Raw genomic sequence first — 22172 nt, forward strand, 5'->3', positions numbered from 1 at the left:
ACCGGGCACCTGGGCCATCAAGACCGGGCACGTCGGGCGTCAAGACCGGGCACGTCGGGCATCAAGAGGGGGCGCGTCGGCGGAGCATGCGGAGCTCCCAGGCATCGAGGGGGCGGTAGTGCTGGCGGCCGCCGTCGGCGACGAAGCCGTTGCGCGCGTAGAAGCGGCGGGCGCGGGCGTTGCCCTCCAGCACCCAGAGGTACGCCGACCGGTCGCCGAGGCCCGCGTCGAGCAGCGCCTGCGCGACGCCGGTGCCGTGCCAGGCGGCGCGAACGTAGACGGCGTACAGCTCGAACGGCAGCGGGGCGTCCTCGTGCCGGGCCGGGCCGCAGGTGACGAACCCGACCGGCTCGTCGTCGTGCACGGCGAGCAGCCGCGGTGGGCCGTCCGCGACCTGCTCACGCCAGCGCCGGGTCCACCGGTCCTCGTCGAGCGCGGCCTCGAGCAGGGCGGGGTCGACCAGCGGGCCGTACGCCTCGCGCCAGCAGGCCAGGTGCAGGCGGGCCCCGGCCGCGGCGTCGTCGGGGGTGGCCGGACGGAGGTCCACACCGGGCGGCAGGGCGGTCACGTCGCGGTCGGCCGATCAGCAGCGGCCGGTCAGAAGCGGCCGGCCAGGGCAGCCGCCCGCGCGGCGTACCCGCCACCGAACATGGCGGCGTGCACGAGCAGCGGGAACAGCTGGTGCAGCCCGACCCGGTCCTCGAAGCCCTCCGCGAGCGGAGCCGTCTCCTGGTAGGCGTCGACCACCCGCGCCAGGTGCGGCAGCCCGAACAGCGCGAGCATCGCGAGGTCCACCTCGCGGTGGCCGGCGTACGCCGCGGGGTCGATGACGCTGACCGTCCCGTCGCCGCCCCACAGCACGTTGCCGTTCCAGAGGTCGCCGTGCAGCCGGGCCGGCGGCTCGTCCGGCACCAGGTCGCCGATCCGCCCGACGACGCCCTCGACCGCGACGGCCTGCTGGGCGTCGGCGTGGCCGCGGTCGCGCGCCAGCTTGAGGTAGGGCAGCACCCGACGGGTGGCGTAGAACTCCGCCCACGTCGGCGCGGTGGCGTTCGGGAGCGGCAGCCGGCCGATGAAGCCGTCGGGCAGCGCGCCCCAGCCGTCGGCACCGGCAGCGTGGGTGGCGGCCAGGCGGCGGCCGAAGTCGACGGCCGCGTCGGGGGTGGGCTTGCCGGTCTCGATCCACGGCAGCAGCACGCACTCGTCGTCGGTGGCGAGCACGGACGGTACGGCGACCCCGTCGGACTCGGCGAGCCAGGCCAGGCCGCGTGCCTCGGCCTCGAAGAAGCCGGCCGGTGCCGGGGTCAGCGTCTTCATCAGCACGTTGCGCCCGTCGGAGAGCTTGAGCCGGGTGGCGGTACAGATGTCACCGCCGGCGACCGGTGCCGTCGCGACCACAGGGGCGCCGAGGAGCTCCTCGGCGCGGCGGGCGGTCGCGGACTGCCGGGTCATGCCGGTCCCGGCCCCCCGGGCTCGCGCCCGAACCGCGCGGCGAGGACGTCGACCAGGGCGGTGCTGGTCCGCTCGACCATGGTCAGCACCTCCGCGAAGCCGTCGTCGCCGTCGTAGTAGGGGTCCGGCACCTCGTCATCATGCCCCGCCGTGGCCTCGGCGTCGAAGGTCCGGAACATCCGCAGCCGGTCGGGGTCCACGCCCAGGTCGCGCAGGTCGGCCTCGTTGGCGTGGTCCATGGCCAGCACCAGGTCGACGTCATCGAGGTCCCCGCGCGTGACCTGCCGGGCGCGGTGCCGGGACGCGTCGTACCCCTCGGCGGTGAGCGTGGCCGCGGCCCGGTGGTCCATCGGGCGGCCGACGTGCCAGCCGCCGGTGCCGTAGCTCTCGACCCGCACCCGGCCGGCGAGCCCGGCGTCGCCGACCCGCTCACCCAGCACCACGTCGGCCATGGGGGAGCGGCAGATGTTGCCGAGGCAGACCACCGCGATCCGGTAGCCGTCGGCGGACCGGGCAGGTGGCAGCCCGTCGGCCGGCGACATCATCGCTCCATGACGGTGAGCTCGATCATCCACGTGACCAGCGTGATGATGATCGACCCGAGCACCGCGGTCCAGAAGCCGTCGACGGAGAACCCGAGGTCGAGCTTGTCGGCGATCCAGCCTGTGAGCAGCAGCATCGAGGCGTTGATCACCAGCAGGAACAGGCCGAGGGTGATGATGATGAACGGGATCGACAGGACCTTCAGCACGATCCCGACCGACGCGTTCACGACGCCGAGGATCAGCGCCACGATCAGCAGCGGCAGCAGCTTCTCCTGCCAGTCGGCTCCCTCGAAGTCGATGCCGTCGAGTGCCCAGGCGGCGACGGCGAGCGCGGCGGCGTTGGTCAGCAGCCAGATGACGAACTTCACGGGGCCAACTGTAGGGCCGGGCCCTCGGCCGTCCCGGCCCTCAGCCGTCGCGTGGCCCGAGCGCCGCGAGGATCGCCACCTCGGCGTCGGCGAGGTGGCGCCGGACCTGGTCGGCGGCGCCCTCGACGTCTCCCTGCTCGAGCAGGGAGAGGACCTCGGTGTGCGATCCGGCCTGGTCGAGGGCGTTGCGGCGGATCCGGTCGACCTGCGCCAGCGTCAGCCGCAGCTCGGCGCTCAGCGACTCGGCCGTGGCGGCCAGCCGCGGTGAGTCGAGCAGCCCGACCAGCGAGCGGTGGACGGCGAGGTGCTTCTCGTTGACCTGCTGGTACGACGCGCCGTCGGCCTCCGCGGCCGCGTACGCGGCCAGGGCCCGGCGGACCTCGTCACGGAGGTGCTCCGATGCCTCGGGCCAGCGGCGTACGCCGGCCTCCTCGAGCACCGCCCGGGCCCGGCAGACGTCGCGGACCGAGTCCGGGTCGGCCTCGGCGACGTGCACCCCGCGGTTGGGCTCCCGGGTTGCCAGCCCCTCGCCGACCAGCACCGCGAGGGCCTCGCGGACGGTGGAGCGGGACACCCCGAGCGACTCGGCCAGGGCCACCTCGCGCAGCGCGGTGCCGGACTCGAGCTCGCCGTCGAACACCGCCCGCCGCAGCTCCTCGGCCACCCGGTCGACCGTCGACGTGTGCTCCAGGCTCAGCGTCCCGAAGGCGGACGGCTCGTTCGGGGTCATGGGCGTCATTGTCCGACAAAGCGGAACCCGCCGGAAGCGCCGGTCTGCCCTGTCGTGCGCCGTCCTGCCCCGGACGGGCGGACGGCCCCGCCACCGTGGCTGAGTTCACGGTGACGGGGCCGTCCAGACGGGATCCGCGCCAGAGCGGGGGGGACCACTGACAGGGACCCCGTCGGTCAGGGAGAAGCCAGTTCAGGCCGGTGACTCCTCCTCGTCCCTGCGGCGGCCGCGGGCGGCCAGGGCGACACCGAGACCGACGGCGAGGGCACCGAGCAGCGCCAGCTGGAGCAGGTTCTCCGGCGCTCCGGTCGACGGCAGCTGCGGCTGCGTCGGCTGGTGCGGCGGGTTGCCCGGGGGCTGGACCGGCGGCGGTGGCTCCACCGGCTCGCCCGGCTTCTGCACGACCGCCTCCGCGATGACCTCGTTCGAGACCGCCGAGAGGTACTGGTACTCGAGGCCGTCGCGGCTGCCACCGACGGCCTGGGCCCAGTCGGCGTACGCGACGTTCCAGAGCACCGTTCGGTACTCGCCGTGCCTGTCGTAGTGCACCTCGTCCGGCAGGTCCGGGAACCGGACCACGAACTCGAGGTCGACGCGTCGGCCCTGCAGGTCGCCGACCTTCCAGGTGATCAGGCCGTCCGCGTCCACGCCCACCGAGCAGACCGCCTCGAACTCACCGAGGCAGACCGCGGAGTCGGGCACCAGCGTCGAGGCGCCGGTCGAGACGTCGTCGGCCGGGTTGCGGTTCGGCACGTAGTCGGTGACCACGACGTCGTGGAACCTCTGGAGGCCCAGGGTGCTGACGTGGAGGGTGTACTTCAGGACGTCGCCGTGGTTGACGATGCCGTCGGACTCCACCCACGAGGTGCCCTCGAGCTCCTGCTGGCCCTTGGTGATGATCAGGTCACCGAGCGCCGCGTCGCGGAAGACGATCGGAGCCATCTCGCCGCCGGCCACGAAGTTGCCGTCGTCGACCTCGACTGCGAGCGTCGTCGCCTCGGGCAGGTCGTAGCCCTCGGGGGCGCGGGTCTCCTGGAGGAGGTAGTGCCCCTTCAGCAGCTCGCCCCACTTCGCGAGACCGTCCGCGTCGGTGGTCCGGACGCCGAGCTCCTCGTCCTCGTCCCCGATCTGCGGGTCGGCCGGGTCGGCGTACGGCGCGTTGTCGCGGTACAGCGCGAACTCCGCGCCGGGCAGCCCGGCCGGGGACTCCGAGGAGTCCTCCAGGTCGACCTTCTTGACCACCAGCGTCGTCACCGGGTTGGTCCCGGTCGTGGTGGTGCACTCGTCGCCCGGCTCGTCGGCGCCGACACAGTCGCCCACCCGGTCCGGCGTGGCGGTGTTCACCAGCTGCCGGCCCCAGGCCCCGTCGTCCACGGTGACGCGGTACGTCGCGGTCACGGTGGCGCCCGGAGCGACCGGGCCGGTGACGGTCCAGGTGAGGTGCTCGCTCCCGATGACCGAGTCGTCGAGCACGAGGCCCTGGCCGGCCAGCTCCTGCGTCGTCGAGGCCATGGTGGCGTCGTCGAGCACGTCGCTGACGTCGTCGGTCACGACTGTGTCCCGGACCACCGCGTGCACGGTGTCGTTGCGGAGGGTCAGCGTGTAGGTGAGCTCCTGGCCCGGCATCGCCAGCCCGTCGCCGTCCGCGTCGTCGAACGCGACCGACTTGTCGAGCAGGTAGTGCGGGGTCGGGTTCTCCGTCGTGCAGTCCGGGTTGCCGGCCTCGCACGGCTCCGCCCCGTCGCCGGTGGCGTGGTTGCGGAGCGTCACGCCGTGCCGGTCACCGACCAGGACCTGGTAGGTCATGGTCTGCGGGGTGCTGCCCAGCACCGGGATGGTCCAGTGCAGCTCGGCGCCGACCAGCGTCGGCTGCGCGCCGGAGGTCACCGTGATGCTGCCGGGCACGATCGAGCCCTTGTCCGGCAGGATCCCCGAGAGGTCGTCGGTGACGGTCGCGTCGAGGACGGCCACGCCGTCCGAGGTCTTCGTGGCGGTCACCGTGTAGGTGATCACCTCCCCCTCGGTGACGGTGGCGCCGCGCGGGCGGTCGTTGTGCTTGGTGACCGCCCAGGTGCTCGCGACCGCGCGGTTGGTGACGGTGCAGGAGGCGGCCTGGCCGAGCTTCACGGTGACCGTGGGCCGGCCCTGGTCGTCGGTGCCCTGCTTGCCGTCGGCGCAGACCCAGCCGACCTGCTCCCACCCGCCGGGGCCGTTGGCCTCGGAGAGGAGGTAGGTGCCGGCCGGGACGGCCGCCCCGGTGATCGCCGACTGGCCCTCGACGCCGGAGATCGCGTACGTCCCGCTCGCGGCCATCAGCGTCCAGGCGGTGTCCGGCTCGACCACGCCGGTGCCGTTCGGGTCGACCGTCTTGGCCAGGGTCAGCGTGCCCTGCTCGGCCGCGTTGGTGACCGTGCAGCTCACGTCGGCACCCAACGGGACGGTGACCGTGGTCTCGCCCTTCGGGCCGGTGCCGAGCGTGCCGCCGGTGCACTGCCAGCCGACCTGGTGGTAGCCGTGCGGACCGTCGGACTCCGCCAGCGCGTAGGTGCCGACCGGGACCGGGGCGCCGGTGATCGACGCGTCGCCCTCGACGCCGCTGACGGTCACCGGACCGGTCGCGGTGAGGGTCCAGTCGGTGTCCACCGCGGTGCCGCCGGTGTCGCCGTTGTCGACGGTCTTGCCCAGAGTCAGGTGCGGCTGCTGCGCGGTGTTGACCACCGTGCAGGTGACGTCCTCGCCGAGCGCGATCGTGATCGTCGCCTTCCCGTGGACGTCGACCCCCTGCACCCCACCGCCCCAGCAGTGCCACCCGGTCTGCGTGTAGCCGGAGGGACCGCCGGACTCGGCGAGCACGTAGGTGCCCTTCTTCACGGAGGCGCCGGTGATCGACGCGTCGCCCTCGACGCCGCTGACGGTCACCGGGCCGGACGCCGAGAGCGTCCAGTCGGTGTCGACCGCGGTGCCGCCCGTGGCGTCGTTGCCGGCCACCTTCTTGAGGAGGGTCAGGTGCGGTGCCTGCGCCTGGTTCTGCACGGTGCAGGTGACGTTGTCACCGAGGCCGAGCTGGACCCGGTGCTGCGCGTCGACCGGGTGGTCGGCTCCGCACCACCACTCGCCGACCTGGGCGTAGCCGTGCGGCCCGCCGAGCTCCTCGAGTGTGTAGGTGCCGACCGGCACCGGAACGCCGGTGACGTCGGTGTCACCGTCGTCGCCCTCGAACCCGTGGACGGTCACAGGACCGGTCGCCCGGAGCTCGAAGTCGCCGTCGCTGGCGGTGCCGCCGGTCTGCTCGTTGCCGAGGACGGTCTTGTCCAGCGTCAGGAACGGCTGCCGCGCGGTGTTGGTGATCGTGCAGGAGGCGCTACCGCCGTTGGCGACCGTGACCGTCTGCGCGCCCGGCGTGCCGCCGAGGGAGCCGCCCGAGCAGCTCCAGCTGCCCGGGTCGTAGCCGTCCGGCCCGCGCTCGCCGAGCAGGTAGGTCCCGGCCTTGACCTCGGTGGCGGTGAAGCCGCCCGGGCCGGACACGGGGTCCTGACCGGCGATCGCCGGTTGCGGGGTGGCGGTCAGCGTGAAGGCGGAGGCGTCGGTGCCCGCGCCGGTGCTGCCGTTGTCGACGATCTTGTTCAGCGACAGGGCCGCGGCGTCGTCGTCGTTGGTGAAAGTGCAGGTCACCTCGGCTCCCGCGGCCGGGGTCACCGAGGTGACCGCCGTGCCGGGGATGTTGCTGCAGACGATCGACGTGCGGGTGTAGCCCGACGGACCTCCCGACTCGCCCAGCGCCAGGGCCTCGCCCGGGGTCACCCAGAACGAGCTGCCGTTGGTGCCGGCGTGATCGCCCGCGTGCAGGGTCCACCGGCCCGGGGTCGCGGTGCCGCCGTCGTCGTTCACGACGTCCTTGACCACGGTCACCCGGGCGGTGGCGTTGTGCACCGTGCAGGTGGTGCTGCGGCCGGCCTCGACGCGGACGGTGTGGTCGGTGACCGTGACCCCGTTGGTGCAGGCCCACGCGCCGTTCTGGACGTAGCGGCTGTCGCCGCCCGTCTCGGACAGGACGTACGCCGCGCCGGCGGTGACGTCACCCGACGCACCGGGGGAGCCGGTGGTGCCCGAGGGACCGGCCATCCCGCCGCCGGACGCCGTGGCCGACAGGGTCCAGGCGGTGGCGACCGCCGGGCCGTTGTCGACGACCTTGACCAGCGTCACGTGGCCACGACAGTCCACGGTGTTGGTGACCGTGTAGCTGTTGTCGCCGCCCTGGAGCGTCGGCGACCAGGGCAGGGCCTGGTCCACGGCGGCGCCGTTGGCCCGGGTGACCTTCGCCGAGACCGGACCGCACAGCGCGTTGGCGGAGCCGCTGGTCTCGCTGATGGTCGTGCTCTCGCCCTGGCTGTAGCCGCCGCGCCAGGCCCCCCAGGCCTGGTTGCTGGCGCCGGCCGGCGCCGGGCCGGTCAGCGACAGCTGCGAGGTGAGGCCGAGCTGCGGGTACGCCGCCTGGGCCGCGCCGTCGGCGTAGGTCTCTCCGTTGATCTTCCAGACCTTGTCGACCTGCACGCGCGCCTCGCGGGTGTTGACGAAGGTGCACGTGACGTTCTTGTCGTCGGCCACGGCGACCGTGACGCTTCCGTCGGCCAGGTCCTTCGCGACCGGGGTGACCGGGGTGCCCCCGGTCTGGTTGATCGCGGCCACGGTGCACGTGATGCTCGACAGCGTCCAGCCGGCGACCGGGGTCTCGCGGACGGTCACGTTGCCCGGAGCCACCCGCGAGTGCGTCTCGTTCGAGAGCGTCGGGTCGGCGTCGTCGTCGAGCCGCGTGTCGTTGCTGGCGTTCGGCGCGGTGATGGTGAACTCGAAGTCCTGGGGGCTGTCGGGGCGCGCGTCCTTGACCACGGTGATCTTGCCGGCGTCGACCGCGGAGGTCTTCATCTGGTTGGTCTGGGTGCCCACGTTGCCGCAGCTGAGGCTCTTGAGGCCGAGGTGGTAGTTCGACCCGGCGATGTCCCCGGCGCCGAGGTCGAGCCCGCGGTCGAGGTAGTCGAGCTCCGAGGCGACGTGCGCCTCCCAGTAGAGCGTGGGGCTGCTGGTGCTCGCGGTGAAGGTGATCGTGACCAGGACCTCGGTCGCGAACGGCATCGGCGGGTTGCCCGGGGCAGCGTCCCAGGTGGCGGTGCCGCCGGTCATCTGCAGGTCGGCCATGAAGTCGTAGGCGTAGTTGGCCGAGATCGTGCGGTCGTAGGTGAACACCAGTGTCTGCGGGACGCCCACCGGGACGCCGGACAGCGCGACCCGCTGCGGGACGTAGTCGCCCTCGGCGTAGCCGCTGACCAGGTTGCCGGCGATCCACGCGGACTCCGGGAGCCCGGCGTAGTCGTGGCCGCTCGCGTGCACCTTGGTGGTGCTGTGCCGGAAGACCGCGGCGCACGAGCTGCTGCTGGTGGTGGTCTCGGCGGCCGCCGGGCTGCTGGTCAGGCTCGAGCCGCTCGAGCTGGTCGCGGTCTTCGGGCCCGGGGCGGTCGAGCCGCCGGTGGTCGGCTGGTCGGTCGCGGGCTGGTCGGCCACCGGCGCCGGGTCGGACGGCGCGGGCTCGGGTGCCGGGGCCGGATCGGCGGGTGCGGAGTCTGCCGGCGCCGGGTCGGAGGATGCCGGGTCGGACGGTGCCGACTCGGTGCTCGTGGTCCCCGGGTCTGCCGGCGCCGCGCTGCCGTCCTCGGCGCGGGCGATGTCGTTCAGGAACGGCACCGAGAGCAGCGCGATCGAGAGCACGAGCGCAAAGCGGAGTGTGAGGTACAGCCGGCGCATGGGCGTGGCGGCACGACGATGCTTGCTGGTCAAAGCTTCCCCCCAAGGAAGGCGGCAGGCGCCAGAGCCTGTGCCGCTGTGTCTGCAGAACCCCGGCCCCGAACCGGAGGTGACAGACGCCCGTGCCCCACAACGGGTTCCCGAGATCTCCCCCTACACGTGACGACGTGTCACAAGCCGAATCATGTGCGGGCGAGGGGGCCGCGACACTAGGGGACACACCCCAGAACCGAAATGACTACTCGCCAAATGACCCGGGGCGACCCCCGGTCCCTGCCCGGCCCGCCGACCCCGGACGGGCCGCCGACCCCGGGGTCTAGGGTGCGGGCATGACCAGTGCCCCCGCTCCCCGGGAGAACGTCGGGAGGATCCCCGCCTACGTCCCGGGCAAGCCGCCCGCCCCCCGCCCCGGCCTCACGACGTACAAGCTGAGCTCGAACGAGAACCCCTACCCGCCGCTGCCGGGCGTGGTCGAGGCGGCGTCGCGGGTGGTCGCCGAGATGAACCGCTACCCCGACATGGGCGCGGTCGCGCTGTACGACGCGCTGGCCGCGCGGTTCGGGGTCGGTGTGGGCAACCTGGCGACGGCGACCGGCTCGGTGGCGCTGATCTACCAGCTCCTGCAGGCGTTCTGCGATCCCGGCGACGAGGTGGTGTACGCCTGGCGGTCCTTCGAGGCCTACCCGATCGCGGTCACGGCGGCCGCCGCGACGTCCGTCCAGGTGCCGGTCACGGTGACCGGCGAGCACGACTTGGACGCGATGGCCGCGGCGATCACCGACCGCACCAAGGTCGCCATCGTCTGCACGCCGAACAACCCGACCGGCCCGTCGGTGACGCACGCCGCGCTGCTCGACTTCCTCGCGAAGGTGCCGCCGCACGTGCTGGTCGTCGTCGACGAGGCGTACGTCGAGTTCGTGCGCATGGACGACCCGGTCGACGGCCTCGCACTGCAGCGGCAGCTCCCGAACGTCGTGGTCACCCGCACGTTCTCCAAGGCCTACGGGCTGGCCAACCTGCGGGTCGGGTACGCCGTCGCCGAGGAGCCGGTCGCGGCCGCGCTGCGTGCGGTGTCCCTGCCGTTCGGGGTCTCCGGGGTCGCGCAGGCCGCGGCGGTCGCGTCGCTGGCCGCCGAGTCCGAGCTGCTCGAGAGGGTGGACGCCCTGGTCGCCGAGCGCACCCGGGTCCGCGACGGGCTGACCTCGATCGGGTGGGCCATCCCCGAGGCGCAGGGCAACTTCGTCTGGTTCCCGCTGGGCGAGCGCACCCTCGACTTCGCCGCCGCCTGCCAGGAGGTCGGCGTCACCGTGCGTCCGTTCGCCGGCGACGGCGCCCGGGTGAGCATCGGCGAGACCGAGGCCAACGACCGGATCCTCGAGGTGGCGAAGGGCTTCCTCGGCTGAGGGAACGGCGCGCCGTGGGCGACGCACCCTAGACGGACGTGGGTTCCCCGGCCGGCTCGCGGGCCGGCCGGTGGTCCATCTCCTTCCAGCGGGGCTGCACGGCCGGCGCCATCGTGGTCACGAGGTACGCCGCGCCGACCAGCAGCAGCGCCGGGACCAGGCCCGCCGTGCTCACGGCGACGCCGCCGAGGATCCCGCCGAGCGGGATCAGCGACCAGCTCATCGCGATGTTCATCGCCGACACGCGCCCCATCAGGTCCGGTGGCGTGCGCTCGAACAGCACCGCCCCGAGCACCGGGTTCAGGAAGCCGGAGGCGCACCCGCCGACCACGGCGACCAGGAGGATCGACCACAGCGGTGCGTCCAGGGCCAGCATCACGAAGCGCGGCGCACCGCACATCAGGAACGCGACGAGGTAGGTCCGGTAGCGCGGCAGTCGCTCGGCCCACGCCGCTGCCAGCACGGAGCCGACGACCGCGGAGGCGCCGAACGTGGCCGCCAGCAGGCCGACCGCCGCGACGCCGTACCCGCTCTCCTTCGCCCATACCGGCACCAGCACCACGGACCACGCCTGGTCCAGCAGGTTGGTGACCGCGACCATCACGCCGATGCCCATCAGCACCGGGTCGCGACGCATGAAGCGCCAGCCGTCCCGCAGCTCGCGGACGTACGACGAGGCCACCTCGTGCGCGTCCTCCTCCGGCTCCGGTCGGGCCGGGGACAGGCCGCGGGTGGTGATCCCGAGGACGACCGCCGAGAGCAGGAACGAGCCCGCGTCGACCACGAGCGCGTCCGCGCCGCCCACCGCCGCGACCACGGCGCCGGCGACGGCCGCCCCGACCAGCGACGCGCTCCGCTCGACCGCGCCGGCCAGACCGGTGACCCGCTCCGTGGGCAGGTGCGCGTGCTCGACCAGGAGCGGCAGCATGGCGTGCCGGGCCGCGTCACCGGGCCCGCGCAGCGCCCCGGCCAGCGCCACCAGGCCGACCAGCGCGGGGATCGTGAGCAGGCCGAGCTCGTGCAGCAGCGGGATGGTGCCGACGACGAGGGCGCTGGCCCAGTCGCAGAACAGCGCGACCCGGCGGGCCCCGAGCCGGTCGATGAACGGACCGGACAGGAACTGCAGCAGCACCAGCGGCGCCATCTCGGCCGCGGCGACCAGCCCGGTCATGGTGGCCGACCGGGTCGAGGTGAGCACGAACCAGGGGATCGCGATCATCGACAGGCGGGTGCCGCTGATCGACACCGCTTCCGCGACGAGGTAGCCCCACAGCGGTGTCCGCCGGCTCACGGCGTGCGCCCGTCGTCCGGTCCGTCCTCCGCGTGGGGGTTCCCCTCCAGCCCCTCGGCGGCCAGCAGGCCCGGACGCACGAAGGCGTTGATGTTCACCCGGAACTCCGCCGTCTCGGGGTCGTCCGCGTCGTCCTCCGGCCAGCCCTCGACGAGGTCGTGCAGCGCCTCGACCAGGGCCTTGGCCCGGGCCGGGGTGAGGCGCAGCGACCAGTCGCTCAGGTTGCCGGCGTCCTGCCAGGCGTGCGGCAGCGTGCGCCGCTCCTCGAGCGAGTGCTGGAGCTGCTCGGTGTAGACGACACCGACGGCCTGGAGGTAGGCGTCGACGGTGTCGTGCTCCTCCTCGGTGGTCGCCAGGGCCGCGTCGGTCTGGGTGAACTGGTGCGCCGCCCGCCACCACCGGTCGCGGGCGTTGCCGCGCGAGGTGTCCTCGACGATGAACCCGTGCTTCTCCAGCTGGCGCAGGTGGTAGGAGGTGGCGCCGCTGTTGAGCCCGAGCCGGGTGGCCAGCGTGGTGGCGGTCGCCGGTCCCTCGGTGCGCAGGAGGCCGAGCATCCGCAGTCGGCCGGGGTGGCTGAGTGCCTTGAGCCCTTCCGGGCCTGGCGTGACGAAGCTGCGGGGGTCCATGCCGGCCACCCTAGACTGCAAAGAAGTCTTTGCAAATAGTTCTTTGGAAATCTGGTCCAGTCCACCCGTACGCTCGGAGGGCATGAGCGCCGACACCCGCACCGACAGCCCGCCGTACCTCCAGGAGGGCGGCGACTTCGACCGGGACATGGACTACCTCCCGGACCGGATCACCCGCGACGCCCGCCGCCCCGAGCACGGGCCCGACGCACCGACGCGGCCGGTCGAGCCCGGCCGCTACCACCTCGTGGCCGCGCGCGCCTGCCCGTGGGCCAACCGCGCGATCATCGTGCGTCGCCTGCTCGGGCTCGAGGACGTGCTCTCCCTCGGGTTGGCCGGACCGGTGCACGACCAGCGCAGCTGGACCTTCGACCTCGACGAGGGTGGGCGCGACCCGGTGGTCGGCATCGAGCGCCTGCAGCAGGCCTACCTCGCCCGCGACCCCGACTACCCGAAGGGGATCACCGTGCCCGCGATGGTCGACATCCCCAGCGGCCAGGTGGTCACCAACGACTTCCCCTGGATCACCCACGACCTGTTCCACGAGTGGCAGGACCACCACCGGCCGGGCGCGCCCGACCTGTGGCCGGCCGACCTCCGCACGGAGATGGAATCGGTGATGGACCGGGTCTTCGAGGACGTCAACAACGGCGTCTACCGGTGTGGCTTCGCCGGCTCGCAGGAGGCGTACGACGCGGCGTACGACCGGCTGTTCGCGGCGCTCGACTGGCTGGAGGAGCGGCTCACCGGCCAGCGCTACCTGATGGGCGACCAGCTCACCGAGGCCGACGTCCGCCTGTTCACCACGCTGGCCCGTTTCGACGCGGTCTACCACGGGCACTTCGGGTGCAACCGCACCAAGCTGACCGAGATGCCGGTGCTCTGGGCCTACGCCCGCGACCTGTTCCAGACTCCGGGGTTCGGGGAGACGATCGACTTCGGCCAGGTCAAGGAGCACTACTACCGCGTGCACACCGACCTCAACCCGTCGGGGATCGTGCCTCGCGGACCGCTCGTCGACGGGTGGCTGGCGCCGCACGGTCGCGAGGTGCTCGGCGGCAAGCCGCTCGAGCTCGACTGACGTGGCTGCGCTAGCCGCCGACCAGGCGCAGCGCCAGGGTGGGGCAGACCCGCACCGCGTCCCGGGCCCGCGCGACCTGGTCGTCGGGGACCGGGCCGTCGAGCACGGGATAGCCCCACTCGTCGAGGTCGATCAGCTCCGGGAAGACCTCCTGGCACAGGCCGCGCCCGCGGCAGGCCGGCCAGTCGACGCGTAGCCGGGTCATGCCGCGCCCTCCGGAGCAGCCGGTACGGCGTGCAGCCGGCGCGTCGGCGCGCCCAGGGCGGTTCCGGCCAGGGCGGGACAGCCGCCGCGGAGGTGGGCGTCCACCTCGCCCAGCAACGCGGCCAGCAGGGAGCGCGCCAGCCGCGCCGTGCCGTCCGGGTGGGCACAGGCCCCGCGCCGCTCGACCAGGCCGGCCAGCGCGGTCAGCCGGTCGGTCCGGCCGCTGCCGGCGGCCACCGCACGCAGCGCCGACGCCAGCGCCGGCAGCCCGTTGAGGCAGGGGCCGCACCGCCCTGCGCTCTGTCCGGCGAGGTAGTCGACGATCCGGCTGGTCAGCCGCAGCGGGCACTCGCCCGGCGCCGGGACGAGCACCACCCCGGCTCCGAGCGGCGTCCCGAGCGCGCGCAGGCGGTCGACCGAGACCCGCAGCGACGCGAGCGTCTCCCAGGTCACCCAGGACCCGTGGAACCCGCCGAGCAGTGCCGGCTGTCCCCACGCCTCCGGAGGGAGGACGTCCCTCAGCCGCGCGCCGTACGGGACCTCCCGGACGGTGGCCCGCCGGCCGCGGACGGCCAGCGTGAGCAGGGTGGTCCCGGGCTCGCGGTCGGTGCCGTGCCGGGCGTACCCGGCCACGCCGCGGTGCGCGAGGAGGCCCACGTGCGCCCAGGTCTCGGCGTTGGACAGGACCGTCGGCCGGCGGCGGTGGCCCGCCACGGACGCCGGCTGCCAGGCGGTGACCGGGAAGCCCGGCCGTCCGGCCAGCAGCTCGAGCACGGCGGTCTCCTGGCCGGCGACGAACCGGGCGTCCGCGACGTGGGCGTGCACCCGCAGCCGGTCGTCGCGCTCCCGCGCCGCGAAGCGCAGGGCGGCGGCCACGTCCGGACGCTCCCCGGGCAGCACCAGGTGGACCTCGCGGGCCCCGAGCGCGCGGGCCGTGGTGACCGCACCGTCGAGGACCAGGTGCGGTGCGGCGCCGACCAGGGCCGCGTCCTTCGCGCTGGCCGGCTCGCCCTCCCCGGCGTTGACGACCACGACGGGCCGGCGCCGTCCGGCGGCTGCGCGGAGCTTGGTGGCGAACGGGAACCCCGCGCCGCCACGTCCGCGGACCCGGGCCCGGGTGGTGAGGTCGAGGAGGGTGTCGAGGTCGAGGTCGGGCAGCGGGCCGTGCCGGTCGCGGTGCGCGGCCAGCCCGGGACCCTCGGCCGTGCCGGCCAGCAGCGCCGGGCCGGGCACCACGTCGTACGGGCCCGCGACGGGGACCGGGGAGGCGGGTCTCATGCCGACACCGCCGACGGTGCGCGGCGCCGGTGCACCCGGGCCCGGACCAGCCGGGTGACGCCGGCCAGCGCGACCGCGGCGACGCAGCCCATGGTCAGAGGAAGGCCCCACGGCACGGCCCGGGTCTCGTCGGTGCCGATGCCGACCGAGTGCGCGACCGCCGCCGCCCAGGCCAGGTAGGACAGCAGGTGCACCAGCCACCAGGACCGGTGCGGGATCCGGGTCCGCAGCAGACTGGTCGCGACCACCACGGCCAGCAGGTCGAGCGACAGTGCGCCCAGTCCCAGCCACACCGGGCGGTAGGAGCCGCCGACCGGGAGGAACGCGTCCCGCCAGCGGATGTCGACGAACGAGTCGAGCACCGCCGAGGCGACGTGGACGGCGAGCATCGCCACGGACAGCAGGGACAGGTTGCGGTGCAGGCCCTGGCGCACGAACTGCGGCACGCGGCTCCCGGCACGCCCGGACGTGGCCAGCACGCCGAGCACCACCGATCCGGTGAGCAGCACCAGGAGCACCACGCCGGTCCCGCGGTTGACGTACCAGAGCAAGGGTCCCTCGGTCATGCCACCTCACCTCCCGGTACGTCGTGCGGCCCGGGCCAGGCGCCGGTACGGACCACGGTGCCGTCGGCCGCGACCAGACGGGCACTGACGCCGTGGTCGGCCAGCCACCCCGGAGCGTCCGTCCCCAGGACGATCGCCGCCGTGCTGGCGACGTTCGCGGCCAGGCAGGTGGGGCCGGTCGCGGTCACCGTCCGCCACACCTCGGCGGCCGGCCGACCGGTCCGCGGGTCGAGCAGGTGGTGGACGGTGGCACCGCCCCGGGCCCAGCGGCGTACCCGGGTGCTGCTGGTCGCGAGCCCGCCGCGGTCGAGCTCGACGACCTCGTCGGGCTCGTCCTCGACCCGCTCGCCGATGCCGATCGGCCAGAGCGTGGCCTCGCCGTCGATCCGGACGTCGCCGCCGACGCTGACCACGACCGTCCCACCGAGCTCGCCGGTCACCGCCGCCGCCACCGCGTCCGCCGCCCACGCCTTCGCAGTGGCGCCGAGGTCGAGGGCGGTGCCCGGCGGGATCGTGACCGTGCCGTCCGGGTCGACCTCGATCCGGCGCCAGGCGTCCCGGGTCCGGGGGGCCTCCGGCGCTGCCCACGGGCCGGGGTCGGGCCGCTCGCGGAGGGCGGCGAAGTCGCGGTCGTAGCCCAGGTGGACCAGGTCGCGCCCGAGCAGCGGGTCGACCAGCCCGCCCGTCGCCTCCGCGGCGTCGCGGCCCACGGCCACGGCCGCGGCGAGCAGCGGGTCGACCGCCACCCGGGTCCCGGGCGCGGCGTTGACCCGGGTGAGGTCCGAGTCCTCCCGGAACCGGCTGCAGGTGCAGTCGATCTCGTCCAGCACCGCCTCGGCGAGCTCGCGGGCCGGTGCCAGGTCCTGCTCGTCCCCGACGCCGAGGAACACGTAGGTGCCCCACGTCGGGAACCGGGTGGTGGCCGGCATCCTCGTCACGAGCCCGTGCTCGGTGCCGGCGGCGGCGGGGGAGGTGGCGGCGGGGGTGCCGCGGCCGGTGGAGGCGCCGAGCCGCCTCCACCACCCGCGGGGGAAGCCGGGAGGCGCACCGTTCCTCCCGGCGCCGGGGCGGCCGCGCCGGACGACCCGGCAGCCCGGACGTACCGCGTGACCACACGCGTGCGGTAGGGCCGGTCCTGCCGCAGGACGGCGGGCCGTTTCGCCGCCTCGACCGCGGCGCGGTACTCCGCCTGCGCGCGGGCGGCCCGGGCCGCGGCGGCCCGCTCCTGCGCAGCCCGGTCGGCCTGCCGGTGCTCGTAGTCGTGCGCGGCCGCACCCATCACCCAGCCCGTGGCGGTGAGCGCGACCACGGTCGTCGTGCCGGTGGCCAGGCTCATCGCGAGGCGGTGCCGGTCGCGGGTGCGGGGGGTCAGGGGCATGACCCGAGGTTCCGGGCGAGGGAGCCAAGTGCGCCTCATGGACGTGTTAAGTCCGGGTCATGGGGGTTCTTGACCCAATCTTGAGGTCGCCGCGACGCGGCCATAGCGCGGCCGGTCGCAGGGTGGGTGGCCATGAGGACGACGAGCGTGGTCGTGACGATGGTGTCCCTGGCGGCCGGCGGGATCGGCGCCGTCTGGGCGTACGACGCGGCATCGCCGCCGGCGCCGACCGTTGCCCCCGTCTCGGACACCTCGGTGCCCAAGGCGGTGGCGAAGCGGCCACGACTCGTCTGGGCGCCGTGCCGACCGCCCGCCACGCTCCGGCACGGGGAGTGCGTCACCGACGTCGTCCACACCGTGGTGCTCCCGCCGGTCGCACCCCCGCTGGCCCCGCCCGTGGTCGCTGCGGCGCCGGCCGCGGAGTCCGAGGACCAGGCTGAGCACGAGGCGGCCGAGCCGCCCGAGCAGGAGCCGGCCGAGCACGAGCAGGAGCACGAGGCCGAGGAGCCCGAGCACGAGCAGGAGCACGAGGACGACGGGGCGACCCCACGGGCGCCCGTGAGCCCGTGACCCGTGTTCCCGTGAGCTGCTCGCCCGGCCCGGGCCCGTGGTCAGTCGGCGACCCGGGGCAGGGTCGCCTCGACGCGGGTGCCGCCGTGCGTCCCGGGACCGGCGACCAGGGCGCCGCCGCTCGCGACCGCCGTCCGCCGGGCGATGTCGAGCCCCAACCCGGTGCTGCCCGGGCGCGGGGCGGGCGACGTGGACCCGAGGCCGGGACCGTCGTCCTCCACGACCAGCCGGACCGAGCGCTCCCCCGCGTGCAGCGACACCCGGAACGGGGTGCCCTCCGGGGTGTGCGCGAAGACGTTGTCGATCAGCACGTCGACCAGGTCCGCCACGTCCTGGCCGGGCACCGGCGCCGGCAGGGGTACGTCGGGCAGGTCGGTCGCCATCGGCCGGCCCTGGTCCTCGGCGAGTGCCGACCAGAACCCGCAGCGCCGGCGTACCTCCGCGGTGATGTCGCTCCGGTTGGCGAGGTCGCCGTGCACCGGGCGCCGGGCGTCCCGCACGATCGCGTCGATGGTGCGCTGGAGCACGGCGATGTGCTCCTGCAGCCGGTGCGCCAGCGCCGGGTCCCGGACCGCCTCGGCGTCGAGGCGGAGCGCCGTCACCGGGGTCCGCAGCCGGTGCGACAGGTCGGCCACCGCGGCGCGCTCGGCGGCGAGCAGCTCGACAGTCCGGTCGGCCAGCCCGTTGAGGGCGCGCGCCAGCTCCTCGGTCTCGCCGGTGCCCCTGACCTCGGCCCGGGCGGAGAGGTCGCCCTCGCGGAGCCGGTGGGCGACGCCGGCGACCTCGAGCAGCGGGCTGCTGATCCGGCGGCTGAGCCGCAGCGCGATCGCCAGCGCGAGCGTCATCAGCACCAGTCCCAGCCCGACGATGCCCAGCCACGCCGGCCAGACCCCGCGTCGCAGCAGGTCGCTGGGGACCTCGGTCCGGACCACGTCGGTGCCGCCGGCCACCACCACCGGGATCAGCACCCGCGCCCCGTCGCCGTCGACGACGGTGAACGCCTCCTGCGTCGCGACCGCCCGGCGCACCTCGGGGTCGGCGGCCAGCTCCGCGGCGCTGGTGTCGTCGGAGCCGAGCACCCGGCCGTCGGCGGTCAGCACGGCGGTCTCCGGGCTGGCCCGGCTGTCCAGGTCCTCGACCAGGCCGGGCAGCCGCGGACTGTCACTGAGGCTGGCGACCAGGATCGCCACGTTGCGGGCCTCCTGGTCGGCGGCCGCGGTCGCCCGGTCCTCCGCGAGCGTGCGCACCAGCAGGCACAGCGGGATCACGAACGAGACCACGACCGTCGACGTCGTGGCCACCACCAGCCATGAGATCCGGCTGCGCATCAACGCGCGGTCGGGTCGACGAGACGGACACCGACCCCGCGGACGCTGACCAGGTAGCGCGGCTCCGACGCGGTCTCGCCCAGCTTGCGGCGCAGCCACGACAGGTGGACGTCGACGGTGCGGTCGGAGCCGCCGTACGGCTGCTGCCAGACCTCGGCCAGCAGCTCCCGCTTGGTGACCACCTCGCCCGGGCGCTGGGCGAGCGCGAGCAACAGGTCGAACTCGCGTCGGGCCAGCTCGACGGGTCGCCCGTCGAGCGTGACCGTACGACGACGCTCGTCGACGACCAGCCCGCCGACCCGGATCGGCTCGGCCCCCGAGCCACGCACGCCGCGGCGCAGCACGGCCCGGATCCGGGCAGCCACCTGGTCGGTGCCGAACGGCTTGACCACGTAGTCGTCGGCGCCCGCGTCGAGCGCCCGCACCATCGTCGGGTCGTCGTCCTGGGCGGTGACCACGATGATGGGGACCTCGCTGGCCGCCCGCACCATGGAGATCAGCGTCAGGCCCTCGAGGTCGGGCAGCCCGAGGTCGAGCAGCACCACGTCCGGCCGCTGCTGGAGGATCAGGTCCAGCCCGGCGAGGCCGGTCTCCGCGGTGGTGACCGCCAGCCCGCGTTCGGTCAGCCCGCGCCGGGTCGCGTTGCGGATCGCCGCATCGTCCTCGATCACGAGGATGCTGGTCATGTCGGCAGGGTACGGCGCGGTGCGCCACGCCGGGGGCCGGTTCGGTCAGGAGCAGGGAAAGGTCAGGTCGGTCGATGACCTCGGTGCGAGGGTGGCTGCTCGGCGTGATGGCCTGGCTGCTGGTGGTCCTGGTCGGGTCGAGCCTGGTCTGGGTGGTCATCTCACGGGCCGGCCAGGGGGTGGCCCCGAGCCCGGGCAGCGGGGATCCGGGGCAGGTCGCGGCCGGGGCCGCAGCGTCGTCCCCGGGGGCGGCGGTGACGCCTGCGCCGTCCACCACCAGTCGGCCGACCCTGCGGCCCGAGCCGTCCGACTCCGCGCGGCCGAGCGGTCCGCCGTCCCCGCGTGCGGGGACGACCGACGGTCCCGACGACTCGTCGCCCTCGGCCGCTCCGCCCGCCTCCGCGCCGTCGGCGTCCACCTCGGGGGCGCGGGCGGTGCGCCGGACCTGGTCGGGCGTGGGGGGCACCGTGGTCGCCGAGTGCCGGGGGGAGACCATCCGGATGATGGGGGCGCAACCGGACGGAGGCTTCGCGGTCGAGGTGCTGGACCGTGGCCCGCACCAGGTGAAGGTGGAGTTCCGCGGGCGCGGCGACGAGCACCGCGAGAGCCAGGTCGAGTCCGAGTGCGAAGCGGGCACCCCGCACTTCTCCGCCGAGAACAAGGACGACTGATCCCGGGCCGGCCGTGGGGCCGGGTCTGAGGCTCGCGGCCGGTCAGGACCCGAAGAACCGACCGAGGTACGGCCGCCCGGCTCGGGTCCACCCCAGACGCGCGCCGTACAGCGCCCGACGAGAGCCCGGCTTGCTGACGCCCTCCTCGATCCGGAAGCCCGCCGGGCACGGCGTCGGGCTGTCCTTGCAGACCCACCCGTGGAAGAAGATCCGGGTGGCGCCGGTGCTGGTCCGGAGGACATCCGCCCCGCCCGGACCGCACAGACCCGTCGACGCGCGGTCCAGGAGCACCCGCGGTCGGCTCTCCCCCCAGTCCCACAGCGAGCCGCTGCGTTGCCACCGGGTGCGGTAGCGGCAGTGGCCGAACCAGCCCTCGGAGGTGAACAGCACGAACCCGCGCCGTTGCACGAGCACCGGGTTCTCGATGATGCCCGGGCTGCGCACCAGCTCGCGGCTGCGCTGCCGGGGCGCGACCCGGGTGCCGCTGGCCGCCAGCCGCACCATGCGGATCGTCGACGGGACCCCCTGCGTGCGGTAGAGGAGGTACAGCCGTCCGCGCCGCCGGAACAGGGACGGGTCGATGACGCCCTGCTGCGGCAGGGACCGGGCCCGCGCCCACAGCGTGTCGGAGGCGGTCGGGGTGGTGGCCCGTGCGGGGCAGACCAGGGGCCGCTCGTCGAGCGGGGTGAACGTGACGTCGGGACTCGGCGCCTCGGCGACCGCGATGCAGCGGCCGGTGGCGCCCACGCCCTCGACCCGGACGGCGTAGTAGAGCAGCCAGCGACCGTCCACGCGGGCGAGGTCGGGTGCCCAGACCTGCTGTCCCGGCACCACCCAGCTCGGTTCCACCTCGAAGGCGACCGGCAGGTCGCTCCAGGGTCCGCCGGGTCGCGCTGCGGAGGCGCGGCCGACGTTGCGCGCTCCGGTGGCCACGCCGAGGAGGCCGTCGCCGACCTCGACGACAGCCGGGTCGGCGAAGCCGCGTTCCCAGATGAGCGGGGTCGGCACGACGTCCGCCCGGGGAGCCGGACCGCTGCTCGAGGCCGGCTGCCGGGGGAGCATCACCGTGGAGGTGAGCACGCAGGCCAGCACGACGGCAGCCCACAGCGCGGTCCGTGCGGTGCGCGGTCGTGACATCTCGCCCCCACGTGGCGGCCGTACCCGGTCCCGGCTTCACGGGACGGTAACCCGCGGCCCGGCCGGTCGGGGCCCGAATCACCGAACCGGTCACGCGGGCGCCGCGCCCGGCCCGGCTCCTAGGCTGGGCCCATGGGGCACGGACACGGGCACGGGCACGCGGCCGGGCGCGCGGCTGACAGGTCCCGCCTGCGGCTGGTGCTGCTGGTCACCGTCTCGGTCCTCGTCGTCGAGCTGATCGGCGCCTGGGTGGCCGGGTCGCTGGCCCTGCTCGCCGACGCCGGGCACATGGCCACCGACGCCGCAGCGGTCGTGCTCGCCCTCGGCGCGTCGTACGTCGCGGGGATGACGCCCGGCCCGCGCTCCACGTTCGGCTACCACCGGGCGGAGATCCTGGCCGCGCTCGTCAACGCCCTGGTGCTGCTGGGCGTGTGCGGCTACCTCGCCTTCGCCGGCATAGAGCGGCTGCGCGAGCCGCAGCCGGTCGACGCGCCGGCGATGATCGGGTTCGCCACCATCGGCCTGCTGGCGAACGCCGTGTCGCTGGCGATCCTGAGCCGCTCCGACACCGACTCGCTCAACCAGCGCGGCGCCTCGATGGAGGTCTTCGCCGACCTGCTGGGCTCGCTCCTCGCGGTGACCGCCGGCGTCGTCATCTGGCTGACCGGCTTCGACCGCGCCGACCCGATCGCCTCGCTGGTCATCGCGGTGCTGATCCTCCCGCGCTCGGTGATGCTCGCGAAGGACGCGGTCGTGGTGCTGCTCGAGATCGCGCCGGCCGGCCTCGACCTCGACGACGTCCGCGCCCACCTGCTCGCGATGCCCGGCGTGGTCGACGTCCACGACCTGCACGCCTGGACGATCACCAGCGGCCTGCCCAGCCTCTCCGCGCACGTCACGGTGACCGACGAGGCGCTCGAGGCCGACGGCGTCGGCGGGGTCCTCGACCGCCTGGTCGCCTGCACCGCCGAGCACTTCGGCGTGCAGCACGCGACGTTCCAGGTCGAGCCCGAGACGCACCGCGAGCACGAGGACCTGGGCGAGACCCACTGACCACCACGT

General features: G+C 74.5%; 21 protein-coding genes. 5 read left to right on the plus strand and 16 right to left on the minus strand.

Annotated elements, in window-relative coordinates:
• Positions 1-61 precede the first annotated feature (61 nt).
• The 6 genes from EKO23_RS12565 to EKO23_RS12590 all read right to left on the minus strand — a co-directional run bounded on the left by EKO23_RS12565 (position 62) and on the right by EKO23_RS12590 (position 8924).
• The gene (locus EKO23_RS12565; protein ID WP_246051062.1) at positions 62-568 is read right to left on the minus strand and encodes a GNAT family N-acetyltransferase; all 507 of its coding nucleotides are present in this window, start codon (positions 566-568) and stop codon (positions 62-64) included.
• Positions 569-597: 29 nt separating this feature from the next.
• Positions 598-1452 carry a fructosamine kinase family protein gene (locus EKO23_RS12570; protein WP_134717776.1) on the minus strand — a complete coding sequence of 285 codons (855 nt, stop codon included), beginning with the start codon at positions 1450-1452 and terminating at the stop codon, positions 598-600.
• A complete protein-coding gene (locus EKO23_RS12575; protein WP_281280919.1) occupies positions 1449-1997 on the minus strand; it encodes a low molecular weight protein-tyrosine-phosphatase in 549 nt (182 codons plus the stop codon). Before EKO23_RS12575 ends, EKO23_RS12570 begins: the two co-directional genes overlap by 4 nt.
• The gene (locus tag EKO23_RS12580; RefSeq protein WP_134717778.1) at positions 1994-2365 is read right to left on the minus strand and encodes a phage holin family protein; all 372 of its coding nucleotides are present in this window, start codon (positions 2363-2365) and stop codon (positions 1994-1996) included. Before EKO23_RS12580 ends, EKO23_RS12575 begins: the two co-directional genes overlap by 4 nt.
• Positions 2366-2405: 40 nt before the next feature.
• On the minus strand, positions 2406-3095 hold the full coding sequence (locus tag EKO23_RS12585) for a GntR family transcriptional regulator (protein WP_134717780.1): 690 nt from the start codon (positions 3093-3095) through the stop codon (positions 2406-2408).
• A gap of 192 nt (positions 3096-3287) precedes the next feature.
• Positions 3288-8924 carry a prealbumin-like fold domain-containing protein gene (locus EKO23_RS12590; protein ID WP_134717782.1) on the minus strand — a complete coding sequence of 1879 codons (5637 nt, stop codon included), beginning with the start codon at positions 8922-8924 and terminating at the stop codon, positions 3288-3290.
• A 296-nt stretch (positions 8925-9220) separates the two neighbouring features.
• Here EKO23_RS12590 and hisC point away from each other — a divergent pair, with 296 nt between their 5' ends.
• Complete coding sequence (gene hisC / locus EKO23_RS12595) at positions 9221-10294, plus strand: histidinol-phosphate transaminase (protein WP_134717784.1); 1074 nt, start codon at positions 9221-9223, stop codon at positions 10292-10294.
• A 28-nt stretch (positions 10295-10322) separates the two neighbouring features.
• Here the strand turns inward: hisC and EKO23_RS12600 are convergent, their stop codons facing one another.
• Both EKO23_RS12600 and EKO23_RS12605 read right to left on the minus strand, forming a co-directional pair.
• Positions 10323-11585, minus strand: a complete 1263-nt coding sequence (locus tag EKO23_RS12600) for an MFS transporter (protein WP_217702606.1) — start codon at positions 11583-11585, stop codon at positions 10323-10325.
• Positions 11582-12211, minus strand: a complete 630-nt coding sequence (locus tag EKO23_RS12605) for a helix-turn-helix domain-containing protein (protein WP_134717786.1) — start codon at positions 12209-12211, stop codon at positions 11582-11584. Before EKO23_RS12605 ends, EKO23_RS12600 begins: the two co-directional genes overlap by 4 nt.
• 82 nt (positions 12212-12293) lie before the next feature.
• Between EKO23_RS12605 and EKO23_RS12610 the strand changes: the two genes are divergently transcribed.
• On the plus strand, positions 12294-13292 hold the full coding sequence (locus EKO23_RS12610; RefSeq protein WP_134717788.1) for a glutathione S-transferase family protein: 999 nt from the start codon (positions 12294-12296) through the stop codon (positions 13290-13292).
• 10 nt (positions 13293-13302) lie between these two features.
• On the opposite strand, the gene EKO23_RS12615 is transcribed toward EKO23_RS12610, so the two are convergent.
• The 5 genes from EKO23_RS12615 to EKO23_RS12635 are packed head-to-tail and all read right to left on the minus strand — an operon-like array spanning position 13303 to position 16718.
• Positions 13303-13497, minus strand: coding sequence for a ferredoxin (locus tag EKO23_RS12615; protein WP_134717790.1), 195 nt, complete (start codon positions 13495-13497; stop codon positions 13303-13305).
• Positions 13494-14774, minus strand: a complete 1281-nt coding sequence (locus EKO23_RS12620; RefSeq protein WP_134717792.1) for an NADH-ubiquinone oxidoreductase-F iron-sulfur binding region domain-containing protein — start codon at positions 14772-14774, stop codon at positions 13494-13496. Before EKO23_RS12620 ends, EKO23_RS12615 begins: the two co-directional genes overlap by 4 nt.
• Positions 14771-15340, minus strand: coding sequence for a ferric reductase-like transmembrane domain-containing protein (locus EKO23_RS12625; protein WP_134717794.1), 570 nt, complete (start codon positions 15338-15340; stop codon positions 14771-14773). The genes EKO23_RS12620 and EKO23_RS12625 overlap by 4 nt, the downstream gene beginning before the upstream one ends.
• Positions 15337-16269: an FAD:protein FMN transferase gene (locus EKO23_RS12630; RefSeq protein WP_246051065.1), complete on the minus strand. Its 933-nt coding sequence runs from the start codon at positions 16267-16269 to the stop codon at positions 15337-15339. The genes EKO23_RS12625 and EKO23_RS12630 overlap by 4 nt, the downstream gene beginning before the upstream one ends.
• A 5-nt stretch (positions 16270-16274) precedes the next feature.
• A complete protein-coding gene (locus EKO23_RS12635; protein WP_134717798.1) occupies positions 16275-16718 on the minus strand; it encodes a hypothetical protein in 444 nt (147 codons plus the stop codon).
• Between the two features lie 132 nt (positions 16719-16850).
• On the opposite strand from EKO23_RS12635, the gene EKO23_RS12640 reads away from it, so the two are divergent.
• The gene (locus tag EKO23_RS12640) at positions 16851-17288 is read left to right on the plus strand and encodes a hypothetical protein (RefSeq protein ID WP_134717800.1); all 438 of its coding nucleotides are present in this window, start codon (positions 16851-16853) and stop codon (positions 17286-17288) included.
• Positions 17289-17329: 41 nt separating this feature from the next.
• Here the strand turns inward: EKO23_RS12640 and EKO23_RS12645 are convergent, their stop codons facing one another.
• Entirely contained in the window at positions 17330-18616 is a 1287-nt protein-coding gene (locus EKO23_RS12645; RefSeq protein ID WP_134717802.1) for a sensor histidine kinase, read from the minus strand.
• Entirely contained in the window at positions 18616-19302 is a 687-nt protein-coding gene (locus EKO23_RS12650; RefSeq protein WP_134717804.1) for a response regulator transcription factor, read from the minus strand. Before EKO23_RS12650 ends, EKO23_RS12645 begins: the two co-directional genes overlap by 1 nt.
• A gap of 74 nt (positions 19303-19376) precedes the next feature.
• Between EKO23_RS12650 and EKO23_RS12655 the strand changes: the two genes are divergently transcribed.
• Positions 19377-19973: a hypothetical protein gene (locus tag EKO23_RS12655; RefSeq protein ID WP_134717806.1), complete on the plus strand. Its 597-nt coding sequence runs from the start codon at positions 19377-19379 to the stop codon at positions 19971-19973.
• A 42-nt stretch (positions 19974-20015) separates the two neighbouring features.
• Here EKO23_RS12655 and EKO23_RS12660 read toward each other — a convergent pair whose 3' ends face one another.
• Positions 20016-21110 (minus strand): family 43 glycosylhydrolase, encoded by a 1095-nt coding sequence (locus EKO23_RS12660; protein ID WP_134717808.1) that lies wholly within the window; start codon positions 21108-21110, stop codon positions 20016-20018.
• Between the two features lie 132 nt (positions 21111-21242).
• Between EKO23_RS12660 and EKO23_RS12665 the strand changes: the two genes are divergently transcribed.
• Positions 21243-22163 (plus strand): cation diffusion facilitator family transporter, encoded by a 921-nt coding sequence (locus EKO23_RS12665; RefSeq protein WP_134717810.1) that lies wholly within the window; start codon positions 21243-21245, stop codon positions 22161-22163.
• The last annotated feature ends 9 nt before the right edge of the window (positions 22164-22172 follow it).

Origin of the sequence: Nocardioides guangzhouensis (genome assembly GCF_004519545.1) — a bacterium.
GTDB classification, from domain to species: domain Bacteria; phylum Actinomycetota; class Actinomycetes; order Propionibacteriales; family Nocardioidaceae; genus Nocardioides; species Nocardioides guangzhouensis.